The sequence below is a fragment of the Sphingobacterium sp. UBA7038 genome (assembly GCF_002494055.1).
Lineage (GTDB): Bacteria > Bacteroidota > Bacteroidia > Sphingobacteriales > Sphingobacteriaceae > Sphingobacterium > Sphingobacterium multivorum.
In genome coordinates this window covers 41,786-56,926 of the sequence record NZ_DLAV01000012.1, presented here as the reverse complement: position 1 = coordinate 56,926, position 15,141 = coordinate 41,786, and the positions used below count along the sequence as shown (strand labels likewise).

Genomic DNA, 15,141 nt, shown 5'->3' with positions numbered 1-15,141 from the left:
CAGTCAAAATGGATGAATAAATAATCAAATTTAGACGGATGAAAAAGATGAAATTAAGAACTTTATTATATATCGGAATAATTGGCTCCATTGTAACAAGTACATTTTCTTGTACTAAACTAAAGGAGGAATTTAAAGGAGAATTGGAAGAGGGGACATCCAATGTGGATCCTGGAAGCTTGTTGATCACAGCTTATAATTCATTGAATACCCCTTATCAGCAGGAACAGCGCTGGGTGATGCAGGAAATATCCACAGATGCTGCTATGGCTCCTACACGGGGAGGTGACTGGGATGATAATGGGATGCATCGTGCGATCCATTTACATACCTGGAATGCTGATAATGGTTATATGAACAATACATTTGTAAGTCTTGGTACAGCCATCTATAATGCGGGTAATGTGTTGCGGTATAATCCGAGTGCACAGCAAGGTGCTGAAGCGAAGTTTATTCGTGCGTTGGTCATGTTCGATATGTTGGATCTCTATGGCGTAGTACCCGTCCGGGAAGGAGCCTCTTTTGAAGATTTTAGAATCGCACCAGAGGTGTTACAGCCACAGGCGGCTATTGATTATATCGTGAAGGATCTCAACGAAATTATAGCGAGTTTGCCTGCAAACGGTCCGAAAGCAGCCTATGTAGCCAATAAAAATGCGGCAAAAGCATTGCTGATGAAGATTTATTTGAATAAGGGAACATTTTTAAACAGACAAGCTCCTTCTTTTGCTGCCGAAGATATGAATAAAGTGGTGGCCTTAGCCAAGGAAATTACGGCTTCGGGATCCTATACTGTTTCTGCAAAGGGCAAGTACTTTGATAATTTCGCGCCCGATAATGACGAAAAGTCTACCGAAAATATTTTCACTTTATATAATAAAAATGGCGATAGAGGTGGAAATGTGGATCGTACCTGGAATACTATTGCGCATTATAATATGAGACCTGGGGGCTGGAACGGTTGGTGTACATTATCAGATTATTACGATAAATTTTCGGATGCCGATGAAAGAAGAGGAATTTACTATAATTATCCGGCTGATACGACTTCTAACAGAACAAAAGAATTCAAACGTCAAAATGTAGGTTTTTTTGCAGGACAGCAATACAATTGGAGTACAAACAAACCATTGATGGCGCGAAATCCAGCGAATGCACCTTTGGTCTTCACGCGTGAAGTGACCATCCGGACCTCTGGAGCTACATTGGAAACAGCGGGTATCCGTCCAATGAAGTATGCCTTTGATTATGCTGTCACTGGTCAACGAAATAACGACTGGGTAGTCTTCCGTTATGCCGATGTATTGTTGATGCAAGCAGAGGCTATATTAAGAGGCGGAACCGGAACTGCAACAGAGGCACTTGGATTAGTTAACACTATTCGGACAAACCGTGGTGTGAATAACTTGACAGCGTTGACGCTTGATAATATATTAGACGAGCGTGCGCGTGAGTTGTATTGGGAAGGTTGGAGAAGACAGGATTTGATCCGCTTTGGTAAGTTTTTATTAGCCTGGCAGGAAAAAGCTGCGGATTCCAGCCCGAAAACATTGGTTTATCCAATTCCGAGTCAACAGCTTGCTGTCAATCCAAATTTAAAACAAAATCCAGGATACTAGATTTTATTGATATCCATAAAACAAGCAGTTTCACGGTGTTTGTTTTAGTGCAAAGGTATTTAGATGACAAGTGATTTTTCTTATCATCTAAATACCTTCTTTTTTCTATATAGTGATTAAAACTAATCTATCTTAATACCAACTTATACCTCTTCACAATTTTTAATCAATTTTTAGACAGTAATCAGTCATTGTTTATTCAGTTTACACTGAGCAATCACTGAGCAATCACTGAACAAGCACTGTTAAAAGGACTAATTTGGTCACGAGTTGAAACGAACTTGCTGCGCCTAAAAAATACAAGAGAAGAAAACAGGACCCATAAGTTGCCTATCGGCAAAGTAGCTTTTATGAAAGAAAGCGCTTAAAATGGAGATTGAGGCGATGGCCTTATCGAAAATATTATCTTGTTTTTTTGATAAAAAATAATCACTTTAGAGGTGGATAACTAGCCAAAAAGCATGGGTCATTTTGATGGATCAAATTGAAATTCTGTCAGATACCAATTTCGATATTCTTTGGAAAGAGGATAACAGCATTGAAACAAGACTATCTAAATGTAGATTATGATGGATAAAATCCTACAGCGGGCACCGACTAACGAAAAGGAGTTTTTTTTAGCTTATCGTTATTGGTACAGGAAATTGTACTATTTTCTGTATCAGAAGACCCAATGTTCGAATCTGGCCGAAGATGTCGTCCAGCAGACTTTTCTAATTGTTTGGGAACGCAAGAATCATGCGAATCAGCAAATCCAATTCAGTACCCAGCTCTTTCAGATTGCATGAACAAAATTAATTGATGAGTTGCGGCGGCGTGCTTTGAATAGAAAATATGTAGAGTTTGAGAAACCTTTTGTACTGACCCAATATGAAGATCTTGAACGACAAATTGCCTATAAAGGAGAGTTAGAATACGTAAAAGAGCTGATTACACAAATGCCTTTTATGCGGCAACAGGTCTTTTATCTCCATAAAATTGAGGAATTGAGTTATAAAGAAATTGCCGTCAAATTGTCTATCTCCCCGAAGACGGTAGAAAACCACGTTAGCATTGGTCTGAAATTTATTAAAAAATTTTTTAAGTTGTCTTAGGGGACAAGCCCATCACTATTCGTATAACAGTTATATACCTATCCCGCTAAAAGGATAGAAACTGTTATGAATCGCAAATCCTTATTAAATAAATTCCTGGCGAATGAATGTTCTGCTGAGGAAGCGAAACTTGTCTTCAAATGGCTGAATGATGATCCGACCTTATTGGATGATTTCATTTCAGAAGATGACTGGGTTTCCTATATCAATCAGGAAAATAAGTCAAAACGTGGTGGTGATAGCCTGTTGAGAATCATTACTGTATTCATACTGTTTGGTTTCCTGTTCATCTTAACCAATCTTTTGAGCACATCAACTGATGAACCTTTACAAACAGCGAGTTTCATTCATGAAATTTACTACAACCCTTCTGCTCAGCCTAAAGAAATTGTTGCAGCGGACCATTCGATTTTAACCTTGGAACCCGGGGCACTGATTCAGCTGGGCATAAAACCGGATCTTGATTTTAGACGGGTTAAATTATTCAGTGGAAGGGTCAGTTTTAAAGTAGCGAAAGATCCTTCAAAACCTTTCATCGTCGAAAGCGGTACGTTGATGACCAACTGCGCTGGGAACAGAATTCATCGTGGATTATAATGCGGCAGTTGAACATGCGAATGGCAGGGACAAACGCATATTGGAGCAGTACTGGCAGCGGCATGTTCAGGAGAAAGAAAACTGAGCTTTAGGAGGCAAGGCCAGCAGCTGAGGCAGGTTGCTGCATTGCACCACACACTTTGCGCCGGGTTTCATTGCGCAGCCCGCCTCGCCGCCGCACGCAGGCAAATATTTGTACCTCATATACGCCTGCCTTCCCTACGTATTATAGAAAGAAGGGCACTGCACCGCCATTACAAACGTAGCTACGCAGGAAAACCGTCAAGGGTGTATAAACAACGGCTATCACCGTTGCCCTTGACAATTCCCTGCTTCCAACTCTGGTTGTTTAAGCGTTGCAATGGTCAGGAGTGTTTATATTCTATCGGAAGGAAATTCGTTAGCACTTTAAGATGAACTAATTACTTAGGTATCATTTCTGATATACTTTAAATCTGGCTACTAATTTCTATAAATTGCGGTATGCGAAGACTCCTGTTAATGATGGTAAGCGGGATCTCCGGGATCAAATGTTCGTATGCCCTGGTAAGCCCGTACACGAGGATCGTGGTTATAGTAATGTAGATCAGTTCAGACCTGACCTTGTTGAACAGATACTTAAAAGGGGGACGTTTGTTCAATAACATTGTTGTACCTCCTGAAAAATATTTATCGTCACTTTTTTACATCGATTTCAATACAATATTAGTTGTCCGGATCATCTGCTTCCAGGTTATATTTCTTAAAGAGCTCGCGGGCGATGAGTTTCACGTTCCAGGCGAGTTCATCCGAGTTGCAGCGCTTCATGGTTAATGGCAGTTTTACGCCGTCTTCACATGCTGTTAATATCAAGGTAAATGATCCCTGCCCGGTGACCTGGTCATCTCCATGCAGCTCCTCAAATACCTGAGCAGCGAAATCCTTTTCTGTGCCAAGTTCCAGAGAACCTATCGTTTCCATTCCGAAAAGCGTGTTCAGTTCGAGACTGATATGATAGCTGCCTGCCATGCCGATCAAACTCCTTTGATAAAGCGGGATATAAAACGAGCTGCCCTTTCGGACAGCCCGTAAACTCCGGAGAATTCAACCTTATTTGATCTCGATCTGACGGGTCACCGATTTGGCCTCTTCTTTCTTAGGCACATTGATCTTCAGAACGCCGTCGGTATAGCTTGCTTCGATGCGGCTGTCGTCCGCACTGTCAGGCAAGGTGAAAGAACGCACGAAAGAACTATAGCTGTATTCGCGCTTATTGTATTTCTTACTGTTCTCGGTGTTCTCGCTGCGTTGTTCTACAGAAATGTTCAGCACCTGATGATCGATATTGATTTTGAAATCATCCTTCTTCAGGCCAGGAGCGGCAAGTTCGATATGGTATTCATCAGGGGTTTCGCTGATGTTAGCCGCAGGTACACGGGTCACCATACGGTCCGATAAGAAAGAATCATTAAAAAAAGATTCAAAGATGTCGTTAAAGCCTGGCATTAACGCATTTTGTTTTCGATCTGAATTAAATTTAACCAATGACATAACTTATTTCCTTTCTTAAACAATTAATGAATCAATTAAACTTAAGAACCGAAGTTCTGTGAACGATTAGTCAAGCAGCATGCCAATCCGAAATGGTTGTACAAAAAATGTTTAAAAAACAGCAATTATGCTATATTTTAACTGTTTCGCATGGCTTTTTCAATAGCAAAATAACAGCTTTAGGCCATTTGAAACTGAATTTTTTTCATCCTGTCTGACAACTTTACATAGTTAAATAACGCAACTAACGATCATCAACAAAAACAAAATACGAGACAGGCTTTTACGGTTATGGCTCAAGCAGCGCCTCGGGTTTTTAGAAACTACGGCAGCATGCTGTTAGGAAAATTGTACCCTGCGGCCTCTTATCCTATCCTTCTTTTTCAAGTTGTTTCTTTCCCCAGTTATGAAGATGCTCTATAAAGGGCATCAACTCCAGGCCGGTTTCGCTCAATGAATATTCCACTTTAGGCGGCACTTCGTGATACATTTTCCGGATGATGAGCTTGTCCTCTTCCAGCTCTCTCAAAGTTTGCGTAAGCATCTTGGTAGTGATATCAGGGAGGGTTCTGCTCAACTCTCCATACCGCAATACCGGTCGCATGCCCAGATGCCAGAGAATGCGACCTTTATATTTCCCGCCGATGCGTTTAAAAGCATATTCAACTCCACATTTTTGTATACACTCAGGAATTTCTGCATTTTTTTTCATGTTAATTTATTTACAACATTTTGATAATCAATAATACATACTTTTTGGTAGGTAAGATACAGATAAGTACATACTTGACAAAAGTATTGGAAAAATTTAATATTGTCCACATCAAACAGCAGAAAAATGGAATTAAAATCACAAAACAAATCAGGCTTAATGAAGGCGATCCGTCAGCACGAGTTTGGTGGTCCTGAAGTTCTCCTTTATGAGGACGCTCCGATACCTATGCTTAAGCAGGGCGAAGTGCTCATTCGGGTTCACGCGGTTGGTCTCAATCCGCCCGACTGGTACCTGCGTGACGGGTTTAAATCGCTTCCTCCTGAGTGGAGGCCAAAGGGGAACTTCCCGCTTATTCTGGGAACAGATGTATCGGGTGTGGTAGAGGCGGTGGCTGATGATGTTAGGGACTTCGCCGTCGGGGACGAAGTTTACTCGATGGTTCGTTTTCCGGAGGGTCTCTCTGTAGAAAGTGGTGCCTATGCCGAATACATCACCGCGCCCGCATCGCAGGTAGCGCTTAAGCCGGCCGCTATCGATCATATCCATGCGGCCGCTGCTCCTATGTCTCTGCTCACCGCCTGGCAATTCATGATTGAACAGGGGCATAATGTACCCAATCCGCTTCAGCCGAAGCAACATGAACCGGTGCCGCTTGAGGGCAAAAAAGTACTCATCAATGGTGCGGCCGGCGGTGTCGGCCACTTTGCCCTGCAACTCGCCAAATGGAAAGGGGCCTACGTGATCGTGGTGGCATCTGGTAAGCATGAAGTACTTTTGCGTGATCTTGGCGCTGACGAATTCATTGATTATATCAAGACCGTACCCGAGGATGAGGTGCGTGGCGTTGATCTGGTCATCGACTCGGTTGGCGGCCCAACGACTAGTCGTTTTTTACGTACGCTCAGGCGGGGCGGCGCACTCTTTCCCATTTTCGGGCTCGGCGCGTCCGGTGGAGCAGAGGCTGAGCAGCTTGGTGTGACGATGTCCACCACCCAGGTCCGTTCGAATGGTGCGCAATTGGCAGAAGTAGCCAAATTACTTGACAACGGTACGATACGCGTCGTCATTGATAGTGTTTTCCCGCTTGCCGATGCCCGAAAAGCCCACGAAAGAGCTGCTCAGGGAAGTATCCAGGGTAAGATTGTGCTCACCGTGGCCTAGAAAGATAAAGGCTCGCTAGGTTGGGGTCAAAGCACTACAGCGAGTCCCATTAAAAGGCTATCCATTACAGATAGCCTTTTCTAATTCTAATCGGTATAAGACCCTAAAAAACTTATTTATTTTATAACGACCATGAAGGATCTTGAACAATTAAAAGACAGGCTATTGATAAAGGAGCTCGTAGACAGGGTTTCAATTTTGGGCGACAGAAAGGATTTTAACGCGCAGGTCCAGCTATTTTCGGAAGATGCGTTGTCAGAAACTTTTGCCGGCGGAACTTCTATCTTAAAACTGCGGTGCCGGAAGGAAATGGCAGCAGCGTTTGGTAATTTCCTTAAGGATTACGAAACTGTTTACCATTTTAACGGACAGCACATTATAAGCATAGATGGCGATAAGGCCTCAGGAACATGTTACTGTACCATTACTTTGATTGGCACAGAGAACAGCAAAAGAATTAAAACCACCATTGGGGCGGTTTACCAGGATGATTATGTACGTGATGGTAACCGCTGGCTTATTGCTGAGCGAACAGGAACTTTTAACTGGCAGGATAAATCTGAGGTTTATCAATGATCAAGCAAAACATCTAATTAGCGTTAAGAAGCAAAGCCGGCTTAATCCACCATAATTTATGGAAGTTTACAGTAAGAGAATGAAAACTGAAAATAGCTTTATAGATAGACTGAGATAGGGTACTGATGATTTTGACTCACTACGATGATGTCCTGTGAGGTGTTAAGAGGCTGCTTGTTCGGCAGCCTCTCTAATATCAAAAACAGTTGGCAATTACTTCTGCACGAATGCCTCAAGATTTTCTGCCATTGGCTCAACTGTGTCCACTGCGTCTGTAATGGTCATCTCCGTAATGAATTCCTCTTTAGGGGTGCGTACCTTTTTCATATTGACTAACCAGTCGTTTTCTCCATCCCGGTAACCCAATGGTAGGATCACCGTACTTTTGTAACCGGTACCCTTTAACTTTAAAAGCTCGTCCAGTCTTTCTGGTATAAAGCCTTCCATAGGCGTGGCATCAACCTTTTGTTCTGCTGCTGCCGCAATCGCGATTGCAAATGAGATGTAACTCTGTTTTGCCGCATGATGCGCCTGCCATTCCGTTCCTGATTTTTCATAAAGGTCCATAATTGTCTCTTTATAGGCATTCATCGTACTGTGCGGCAGCCCGCGTTCGTCCATGATATAGTTGAATACTTTCGAAATACGTTCATCGTCATAATGATCCCATGCGGCAAACACCAGTAAGTGGGAGCAATCGGTGATTTGGCTTTGGTTATAAGCGACACCTTTGATCTTCTCCAGTAATGCTTTGTCAGAAATGACGATTATTTTGTATTGCTGAAGACCTGAAGAGGATGGCGCCATCCGGGCGGCTTCAAGGATATAATTAATTTTTTCCTCCGGAACCCTGGTTCCGTTCATCTTTTTGGTGGCATAGCGCCATTGTAAATCATTAAGTAAACTCATATTTTATTTTTGAGTAAAGGTAGCGCGATCGCTGTTATATTGTAACTTTGTGACAAAAAGTAACTGTGACATTGAGGTAACCTATGTGACAAAAAAGTATCCATATAAATTTATGGAAAAGGAAATTGAAACTAAATCACGGTTTATAGACAGTGAGTGTGCTAAAAAGATACGGGCAATAGATGACACGATGGATATCTTAAGCGGCAAATGGAAAATATCGATACTCTCACGCCTTGGCTATAAGCCGATGCGGTATTCGGAACTTCTAAGAGATATCAATGGCATTGCAGGGAAGGTACTTAGCCGGGAATTAAAAGATCTTGAAACAAACGGTCTGGTTAAAAGGGAGGTATCTCAAACACAACCGCTGTCTGTAACCTACGATGTAACGCCTTATGGAATGACGCTGAAGAGCCTGACTGACAGTATTGCGGAATGGGGATTGCAACACAGGAAACGCATCATTGACTCGCACAAGCAAGACCGGTAATTGAATTTACAGATGAAAAGGAAACTCATTTATTAATAACCCAGTCGTATAGAAAGCTTTCTCGTACACATTTTAAAAATGAGAATGGAGTGGACATAGATATCGGGCTTTGCCGGAGCGGCTGGTGTGATCAAAGGCCGACTTGATGCGACCTCTGATCACACCGGCTATTCCGGCGAACTACTTCTATTCGGCTCAAATTTAAGGAGGCTAAGTTGTAACGCCCTGAAGCAACAATCAGTTTGATAATGAATGACGTTTAAAAAAATCGTTGGCATCCTTCAACCTGAAGGCCAGAAGACCATTAAAAATACCGGTGAATATAAAGGCCGTTGCCGTCCAGGTCAATGGTCACGGCACCCAATACAGGGTTGAAGAATACCTGCGCCGCAAACAATATCGTTAGGACGCCGGCAGTGATCAAACCAGGCGGAATGCCGGGTAGAGTTGGAAAAGAAAGCCGCAGGCAAACCATGTACCACTTCTTTCCCCTCGAAAAATTGACAGTTCAAATGAAAATTCGGCAGCAATAAGCCGTTAACGCATCTCATGTTTTTCGTTTTTTCTGATTCCTGACGCAGGGCACCGGCTTTGTCTTGCGCCAAAAACAAGCGGTTACAACACCGGAATTGAAGAAAGGAGCGTATGGTGGTTGACCACCCTGTTCAGGGCCAAATTGACTACTGAGTTAGATTGAAACCTTCGGCTTTATGGTAAAAAAAGGGTAAAAATAACCCTATATAAGGCTCTGTCAGTGCCCATTTCCCTGTATCACAAATCATAACTTCACTTTCAATGCCTCGAAGGTAAAAACTGAAAACAGGTAACGGAATAGGTATAGAAATGCTGGTTCCTCCGCAAAATGGTCCTAGCCCAAGTTCACATGCCGACTTTTTTGAATCTCTTTATATCGTGGAAGGTGAGATTGAAGTACACTCTTAGGCCTACGTATATACCGCCGCGAAAGGCGCTTTCGTACTCATTCCCAAGGGCGGCGCTGTGCATTACTCCAAAAATGTGAGCGATGCTGTAGCTAAGTTGCTCCGTACTGTAGTGCCAGCAGGTTTAGAAGATTTTTTTAGAGATTGGGCAGCCAGTAGCCGCACGAGAATTTCCGCCTCCAACGAATGCGGAAGCGATTAAACGCATTCAGGATATTGCCCGCTCACATGGGCAAACATTGTATTCACCCGATTTTTTAGACGGCAAATAGGATAGTTTCGTCTTCGCTTAATAGCTTTTAGGGATGGTGCAATGGTTTAGTGATTACCTAGGCGTTTTATCCTTATCTATCCAAAACAGTACTTCATAATCACGTTGATTAGGCGTTTTGGTTACGACTTCACGGGAAAGCTTTATTTCACCTTGGTAAGCGTGTCCATGCTTTTTCTTTGCCAGGCTGCTATATCAATCAACAAAGGGCAAAGGGTTTTTCCAAAATCAGTGAGCGTATATTCTACCCGGGGAGGCAGCTCCCTGTACTGTTTCCTGCTGATCAGGCCATCGGCTTCGAGCTCTCTCAATTGATTAGTTAACACCTTTTTTGAAATAGAGGGTACCCTAACCTGGATTTCGCCAAAACGTCTGGTATTTTTTGAAAGTATATATAAAATCGGCAGCTTCCATCGCCCTCCGAATAAGGCTATCGTCGCTGTAACAGGACAGTCATCATGTTCTAATTCCTTTTCCATTAGTCACTTTTAGGTTACCGCTTTTTGTCTTGTTACCCGCAGCAAGGGTAATTTTTCAAAATCAAATTTGTTTCTTTACCTGACAAAAATAATTAATCTAAAAACAAAAAAATATGATCTTAGTAACCGGTGCAACAGGAAATTTAGGTAAAGCCACCATCGATTCATTATTAAACAGGGGTATAGCCCCAAACAACATTACTGCGTTAGTCAGAGATGAAAGCAAGGCGGCAGAATTAAAATCAAAAGGACTTCAAATCAAACTTGGCGACTATCAGGATTTGGAGTCTTTAAAAAGTGCGTTTCGGGGCGTCGACAAGCTGCTGCTGGTGTCTTCTTCATCAGATATAGGCAAAAGGTTTGAGCAGCACAAAAATGCGATCAATGCGGCGAATGAATCTGGTGTTGGCCATATTATTTATACGAGCTTTGACATGAAGAATTTACAGCAAAGTATCATGGGTGGAGAGGTTCGATATCATGCATATACAGCTGATTATTTAAGACAAACAGGTATCCCCTACACTTTAATGAACAACACAATGTATGCTGACATGATTCCCTTCCTTGTAGGAAAGGATATATTGAATAATGGAATCTCTATCCCTGCAGGAGATGGCAAAACTCCCTTTTTACCAATAAGCGAAATGGCTGAAGCAAATGCTGTTGTATTGACTACTCCGGGTCATGAAAACAAAGAATATATCATCGCCTCAGAAACCGCCTTTTCCTTCGCAGAGATTGCTGACCTGCTATCAGACATTTCCGGAAAAACATTAGCTTATCACCAGCCGGACGTAAGTGCATATGTTGCACAGCTTATACAGGCCGGTCTTTCTGAAGATGATGCAGCGTACATTGCAAGGTTCTGTGGAGCGATTGCTAGAGGTGAATTTGATACGAATAAAAGCGATGTGAAGCGACTACTAGGGAGGAGCCCGGTCAGCCTAAAAGAATTTCTGCAAAATATATACAGTTAATTGGTAGAAGCAAATCCTTTGTGGAAGTGCCGGTTATAGAACCGCTCCCGCATAATAATATGCTTATATATGGAGGCAGAGGCACTGTCCAAATCCAATTGATTTCGCATAACTCTAGGCAGGGAGTTAACGTCATCTTTGTTGATTCAGGCCGTGGAATTCCGGATGTGGAACTTGCGATGGAGCAGGGGTACTCAACCGGCAAAACGCTTTGCATCGGGTTTCCCGGCGCAAAGAGATTTTCAGATCGGTCCGAGATAAACAGCGAATTAGGGAAAGGGACCACCGTCAAGATCACAAAGTGGCGGTAGAAAACTAAACTCAGAAAGTTTTAGCCAGCAGGCTGATCTTCGATAAGTTTACTAAATTGCCTCTTCTTAGCCGCAACTTGGCGGATATGTGATAAAGTTTAGGAAAAGTCCCTTGCAGCGTCATTTGGCTATCTCACGCGCTGAAGTTGCCCAGGTTTATCATGTGTTACCCAATACCGCTTGGTGGTTGGATTTCAGTTCAATGGCCCAAACCGAAGCTCCGGCAGGGACAATCGTCTGCCTATATTCCAAGACGTGGGGTGCACGGTTATAAGAACAATTGTTAACCGGGGTGATACTAAGCGTTACGGTATCCCCCCTTTAAAGTTCAAAAAACAGTGGAAAAAAACTCAGCAGCAAAAGGATTCACACTCGAACAAATAAAGGCAGCTCATGCCAAAGTAAAAAGCGGCGCCGACTTCCACGCTACATTCACGAAATCAAAGCGCTTGGATTGAAAATTATAACTATAGCGTCACTGACGGTACAGTTACGTACTATGGTGAAAGCGGATACCAGATAGCTGCGCCAGCCGTTTATGAGCCTAAGCCCATCAACCCGGATGCTTCTCCGGAGAAATTACGTTATATTATTGCGATTCACCAGAAAGGCCAAACTGATTTTTCGACGTTTTGCGAGCAAGCGGCAAAGCACGTGTAAAACAGATTGAAATATATGCAGAATAAAAACTAATAAATTACACAAAACGAAAAACTCAAATCTAGTTCAACTCACGGAAAGACAAAGAAAGTGTTAGACCCATGTTAGACCTAACAAAAAAGGACTTAAGATTTTAGATCATAAGTCCTTGATAATCAAGTCGGGATGGCAGGATTTGAACCTACGACCTCCAGCACCCCATGCTGGCGCGATACCGGGCTACGCTACATCCCGTTTATTCTGATCGAACGGCCGCTATGAATAGGACCATGATTAAGAATAATTTTTGGTAGCGCTAAAATAATAATTATTGACAAAAAATAAAATATAATTACGAAAAAGCGCCATTCGATTTTTAGAATGGCGCTTTGTGTACTACGAGATGCTGCTTAGAACTTATAACCGACCATAATGCCGATTGTTTTATTTTTTGCATCTAAGGTTTTGTCTACACTCGTAAAACCGTGGCTATAATAAGCATCTAAGGTGAGGTGACTGATGTCTACACCAATACCCACACGACCATCAAATGAAAATTTCTTATAATCGGTATTTGCACTCGACTTGACTGTTTTAACATCATAGTTTAACTGAGGGCCCAATAGTCCCCGGAGGTTGAAGTCGCCATTTTCCAAAAATTTATACCCTACTTGAAGGGGAAGATTGATCTGATAAAATTTAGGCGTTTTCTGTCCGTTTTCGAAGTTATATGCTTTGCGTAAAAGACTGGCACCGATTCCAGGCTGAAAGAATACACGATCTCCAATACGTGCAAATCCTGCAACTGATACGCCAACTTTGCCGTTATTATCTTTGACAGACTTATTGCCAAAGGAACTCATATGATAATTGCTTCCGACTTGCAGCCCATACGTGATGTCCTGTGCCTGTGTAGTACCTGTTAATCCCAATAATGTCAATCTCAGCAGGGCTACTTTGAATGTTGTTTTCATTGTCAAATTATTTTTGTTATCAATTGTATATTGTTCTTTCCTTTATGACAACGGAAAAACTGTATACCCTTAGAAAAAAAATATTTTATAAAATAGATGACTTACCTTTAGTGATAACAATAGCTTTTCTATACTTCTTCTCGGGTGAATCCCATTTTTCAGATGGGAAATGGACTGTGCTTGTTGTCGTATTGATATGAAAAGATTTCAGAATAGGTTCGACTTAGGGATTTGCGATCACCTGATTCAGGTCATTGAAGCTGATAAAAAAATGAAAAATTTGTAAGGGTAACAGTCTATTAGGATGTCTTACTAATAGAGCGGATTATTTAAACAATAGAATTGATCAATGTCGGAAAATAAAGAAAAGAATTTTGAGCAGCTTTTTCGCACACATTACAAGGAGTTACATCGTTATGCCTATCGATATCTAGGTGATAGTGATGTGGCGGAAGAGGTTGTGCAACAGGTGTTTTTGCGGCTTTGGGAACGCGATTGGGAGGAGCAGATACATACTTCATTAAAAGCTTATTTATATCGGGCTATTTATAATGAAAGTATGAATGTGCTAAAAAAGGAGCAACGAAAGCTAAAATATCAATCACATGAGCAGCATAAACAGGATTTTGCGCCTGCAGTTGATGAAAGTACACGGGATTTGGACGAAAGGCTCCAGATTGCCTTGGCGGAATTACCCGAAAAAAGTCGGACGGTTTTTGAGTTAAGCCGTTTTCAGGAAATGAAGTATAAGGATATCGCAGTAACCTTGGATCTGTCGATAAAGACTGTTGAGGGACATATGAGTAAGGCGCTGCGACATTTGCGTATTGAACTTGTGGATTATTTAACATTGATTATTTGCTTTCTTATCTATAGGCTATGAATAAGGAACTGTTAGAAAAATATATCGTTGGTGAGACCAACGAGGTAGAGAATACCATGATAAAAAATTGGTTGGAAGAAGATGCCAACAATAAGGAGGAATACATAAAAATGAAAAAAATCTGGGATAGTTTGCCGAAACCCCTAGATGTTCCTGATGTGGATGTGGATAAGGCTTGGGCTGACTTCAAAGTGGTACGAGATAAAAGAGCGTCAGAAGCTGCGTCGTTACCCCAAAAAATGACTCCTGTGAAGCAATGGAGCTGGTGGCTCGCCGCGAGTATCTTGATACTCTGTGCAGTAGGATTCTATGTATTTGATCAGTCGCATCGTGAAGAAATGTTTCTTTCGAGCAGGGATCAAGTGCGCCAAGATTCCCTTCCTGATGGCTCGGTTGTTACACTAAATAAAAATACATCGCTGGCTTATTCAAGTCGTTGGACCAATAAAAATAGAAACGTGACCCTGGAAAGAGGGGAAGTGTTTTTCCAGGTTCACAAGGATAAAAAGCACCCCTTTGTCATTGAAACGGGTAAAACCAAAATCACGGTATTGGGCACAAGTTTTAATGTGCGACGGATACCCGATGCGACGGAAGTTATTGTTGCTACAGGATTGGTCAAAGTGGGGTATGCAAATAAGGAAGTCTTTTTGCGGCCACAACAAATGATTACGATCCGGGACAGGGATACGATAAAAGTAGGAAAGGAACCTGTCAAAGATCAGTTTTATAAATACTATGTTGATCGTGTGTTTGATTTTCAGAATACCCCATTGAAACGTGTTGTCGAGGTGCTCAATCAAGCTTATGACTATACGATTATTATAGATCATTCTCCTGATCAGAAATTGTTATTGACAGCAAAATTCGAACAAAATAGTTTAACTGAAATTTTGAAAGTCATTTCTAGCACATTTGGATTAAAAGTCCATGTGAAAGATAGGGAGATTCATCTGACGAGATGAGCCA

General features: G+C 42.0%; 18 protein-coding genes and 1 tRNA gene. 12 read left to right on the top strand and 7 right to left on the bottom strand.

Going from position 1 to position 15,141, the window contains the following annotated elements; all coding sequences use genetic code 11:
• The first annotated feature begins 47 nt into the window (after window positions 1–47).
• The 4 genes from B3H30_RS06590 (at window position 48) to B3H30_RS06575 (ending at window position 3,310) form a co-directional block, all read left to right on the top strand.
• A complete protein-coding gene (locus B3H30_RS06590; protein ID WP_070567634.1) occupies window positions 48–1,619 on the top strand; it encodes a RagB/SusD family nutrient uptake outer membrane protein in 1,572 nt (523 codons plus the stop codon).
• 566 nt (window positions 1,620–2,185) lie between these two features.
• On the top strand, window positions 2,186–2,407 hold the full coding sequence (locus B3H30_RS06585; protein WP_070567376.1) for an RNA polymerase sigma factor: 222 nt from the start codon (window positions 2,186–2,188) through the stop codon (window positions 2,405–2,407).
• Window positions 2,408–2,440: 33 nt separating this feature from the next.
• Window positions 2,441–2,713, top strand: a complete 273-nt coding sequence (locus B3H30_RS06580) for a sigma factor-like helix-turn-helix DNA-binding protein (protein WP_139145030.1) — start codon at window positions 2,441–2,443, stop codon at window positions 2,711–2,713.
• A gap of 66 nt (window positions 2,714–2,779) precedes the next feature.
• Window positions 2,780–3,310, top strand: a complete 531-nt coding sequence (locus B3H30_RS06575; protein ID WP_070567372.1) for a FecR domain-containing protein — start codon at window positions 2,780–2,782, stop codon at window positions 3,308–3,310.
• A 705-nt stretch (window positions 3,311–4,015) separates the two neighbouring features.
• On the opposite strand, the gene B3H30_RS06570 is transcribed toward B3H30_RS06575, so the two are convergent.
• The 3 genes from B3H30_RS06570 to B3H30_RS06560 form a co-directional block, all read right to left on the bottom strand.
• Window positions 4,016–4,318: a hypothetical protein gene (locus tag B3H30_RS06570; RefSeq protein ID WP_112374265.1), complete on the bottom strand. Its 303-nt coding sequence runs from the start codon at window positions 4,316–4,318 to the stop codon at window positions 4,016–4,018.
• A gap of 81 nt (window positions 4,319–4,399) precedes the next feature.
• Complete coding sequence (locus B3H30_RS06565; RefSeq protein ID WP_070567368.1) at window positions 4,400–4,840, bottom strand: Hsp20/alpha crystallin family protein; 441 nt, start codon at window positions 4,838–4,840, stop codon at window positions 4,400–4,402.
• Between the two features lie 370 nt (window positions 4,841–5,210).
• The gene (locus B3H30_RS06560; protein WP_070567366.1) at window positions 5,211–5,552 is read right to left on the bottom strand and encodes a winged helix-turn-helix transcriptional regulator; all 342 of its coding nucleotides are present in this window, start codon (window positions 5,550–5,552) and stop codon (window positions 5,211–5,213) included.
• A 126-nt stretch (window positions 5,553–5,678) separates the two neighbouring features.
• Here B3H30_RS06560 and B3H30_RS06555 point away from each other — a divergent pair, with 126 nt between their 5' ends.
• Together B3H30_RS06555 and B3H30_RS06550 are read left to right on the top strand one after the other, a co-directional pair.
• Entirely contained in the window at window positions 5,679–6,716 is a 1,038-nt protein-coding gene (locus B3H30_RS06555; protein WP_201303494.1) for an NADP-dependent oxidoreductase, read from the top strand.
• Between the two features lie 132 nt (window positions 6,717–6,848).
• Window positions 6,849–7,292, top strand: coding sequence for a nuclear transport factor 2 family protein (locus B3H30_RS06550; protein ID WP_070567364.1), 444 nt, complete (start codon window positions 6,849–6,851; stop codon window positions 7,290–7,292).
• 213 nt (window positions 7,293–7,505) lie between these two features.
• Here B3H30_RS06550 and B3H30_RS06545 read toward each other — a convergent pair whose 3' ends face one another.
• Window positions 7,506–8,201, bottom strand: coding sequence for a nitroreductase family protein (locus tag B3H30_RS06545; RefSeq protein ID WP_070567362.1), 696 nt, complete (start codon window positions 8,199–8,201; stop codon window positions 7,506–7,508).
• 49 nt (window positions 8,202–8,250) lie between these two features.
• On the opposite strand from B3H30_RS06545, the gene B3H30_RS06540 reads away from it, so the two are divergent.
• Window positions 8,251–8,694: a winged helix-turn-helix transcriptional regulator gene (locus B3H30_RS06540; protein ID WP_239468724.1), complete on the top strand. Its 444-nt coding sequence runs from the start codon at window positions 8,251–8,253 to the stop codon at window positions 8,692–8,694.
• Window positions 8,695–10,049: 1,355 nt separating this feature from the next.
• On the opposite strand, the gene B3H30_RS06535 is transcribed toward B3H30_RS06540, so the two are convergent.
• Window positions 10,050–10,385 carry a winged helix-turn-helix transcriptional regulator gene (locus B3H30_RS06535; RefSeq protein WP_070567360.1) on the bottom strand — a complete coding sequence of 112 codons (336 nt, stop codon included), beginning with the start codon at window positions 10,383–10,385 and terminating at the stop codon, window positions 10,050–10,052.
• A 113-nt stretch (window positions 10,386–10,498) separates the two neighbouring features.
• Here B3H30_RS06535 and B3H30_RS06530 point away from each other — a divergent pair, with 113 nt between their 5' ends.
• The 3 genes from B3H30_RS06530 (at window position 10,499) to B3H30_RS06520 (ending at window position 12,336) form a co-directional block, all read left to right on the top strand.
• The gene (locus B3H30_RS06530; RefSeq protein WP_070567358.1) at window positions 10,499–11,365 is read left to right on the top strand and encodes an SDR family oxidoreductase; all 867 of its coding nucleotides are present in this window, start codon (window positions 10,499–10,501) and stop codon (window positions 11,363–11,365) included.
• A gap of 399 nt (window positions 11,366–11,764) precedes the next feature.
• The gene (locus tag B3H30_RS06525; protein ID WP_139145029.1) at window positions 11,765–11,950 is read left to right on the top strand and encodes a hypothetical protein; all 186 of its coding nucleotides are present in this window, start codon (window positions 11,765–11,767) and stop codon (window positions 11,948–11,950) included.
• 179 nt (window positions 11,951–12,129) lie between these two features.
• The gene (locus tag B3H30_RS06520) at window positions 12,130–12,336 is read left to right on the top strand and encodes a DUF1398 family protein (RefSeq protein WP_083296025.1); all 207 of its coding nucleotides are present in this window, start codon (window positions 12,130–12,132) and stop codon (window positions 12,334–12,336) included.
• Between the two features lie 160 nt (window positions 12,337–12,496).
• Here B3H30_RS06520 and B3H30_RS06515 read toward each other — a convergent pair.
• Together B3H30_RS06515 and B3H30_RS06510 are read right to left on the bottom strand one after the other, a co-directional pair.
• Window positions 12,497–12,570: transfer RNA gene (locus B3H30_RS06515), tRNA-Pro, on the bottom strand.
• A gap of 155 nt (window positions 12,571–12,725) precedes the next feature.
• Window positions 12,726–13,289: a porin family protein gene (locus B3H30_RS06510; RefSeq protein WP_070567354.1), complete on the bottom strand. Its 564-nt coding sequence runs from the start codon at window positions 13,287–13,289 to the stop codon at window positions 12,726–12,728.
• A gap of 349 nt (window positions 13,290–13,638) precedes the next feature.
• Here B3H30_RS06510 and B3H30_RS06505 point away from each other — a divergent pair, with 349 nt between their 5' ends.
• Together B3H30_RS06505 and B3H30_RS06500 are read left to right on the top strand one after the other, a co-directional pair.
• A complete protein-coding gene (locus B3H30_RS06505; protein ID WP_070567352.1) occupies window positions 13,639–14,172 on the top strand; it encodes an RNA polymerase sigma-70 factor in 534 nt (177 codons plus the stop codon).
• Window positions 14,169–15,137, top strand: a complete 969-nt coding sequence (locus tag B3H30_RS06500; RefSeq protein WP_070567350.1) for a FecR family protein — start codon at window positions 14,169–14,171, stop codon at window positions 15,135–15,137. Before B3H30_RS06505 ends, B3H30_RS06500 begins: the two co-directional genes overlap by 4 nt.
• The last annotated feature ends 4 nt before the right edge of the window (window positions 15,138–15,141 follow it).

Excerpts from the sequence above, each read along its gene's own strand:
- B3H30_RS06590 (WP_070567634.1), top strand. The coding sequence starts at position 48 with ATGAAATTAAGAACTTTATTATATATCGGAATAATTGGCTCCATTGTA.
- B3H30_RS06585 (WP_070567376.1), top strand. The coding sequence starts at position 2,186 with ATGATGGATAAAATCCTACAGCGGGCACCGACTAACGAAAAGGAGTTT.
- B3H30_RS06575 (WP_070567372.1), top strand. The coding sequence starts at position 2,780 with ATGAATCGCAAATCCTTATTAAATAAATTCCTGGCGAATGAATGTTCT.
- B3H30_RS06570 (WP_112374265.1), bottom strand. The coding sequence starts at position 4,318 with ATGGCAGGCAGCTATCATATCAGTCTCGAACTGAACACGCTTTTCGGA.
- B3H30_RS06565 (WP_070567368.1), bottom strand. The coding sequence starts at position 4,840 with ATGTCATTGGTTAAATTTAATTCAGATCGAAAACAAAATGCGTTAATG.
- B3H30_RS06560 (WP_070567366.1), bottom strand. The coding sequence starts at position 5,552 with ATGAAAAAAAATGCAGAAATTCCTGAGTGTATACAAAAATGTGGAGTT.
- B3H30_RS06555 (WP_201303494.1), top strand. The coding sequence starts at position 5,679 with ATGGAATTAAAATCACAAAACAAATCAGGCTTAATGAAGGCGATCCGT.
- B3H30_RS06550 (WP_070567364.1), top strand. The coding sequence starts at position 6,849 with ATGAAGGATCTTGAACAATTAAAAGACAGGCTATTGATAAAGGAGCTC.
- B3H30_RS06545 (WP_070567362.1), bottom strand. The coding sequence starts at position 8,201 with ATGAGTTTACTTAATGATTTACAATGGCGCTATGCCACCAAAAAGATG.
- B3H30_RS06535 (WP_070567360.1), bottom strand. The coding sequence starts at position 10,385 with ATGGAAAAGGAATTAGAACATGATGACTGTCCTGTTACAGCGACGATA.
- B3H30_RS06530 (WP_070567358.1), top strand. The coding sequence starts at position 10,499 with ATGATCTTAGTAACCGGTGCAACAGGAAATTTAGGTAAAGCCACCATC.
- B3H30_RS06510 (WP_070567354.1), bottom strand. The coding sequence starts at position 13,289 with ATGAAAACAACATTCAAAGTAGCCCTGCTGAGATTGACATTATTGGGA.
- B3H30_RS06505 (WP_070567352.1), top strand. The coding sequence starts at position 13,639 with ATGTCGGAAAATAAAGAAAAGAATTTTGAGCAGCTTTTTCGCACACAT.
- B3H30_RS06500 (WP_070567350.1), top strand. The coding sequence starts at position 14,169 with ATGAATAAGGAACTGTTAGAAAAATATATCGTTGGTGAGACCAACGAG.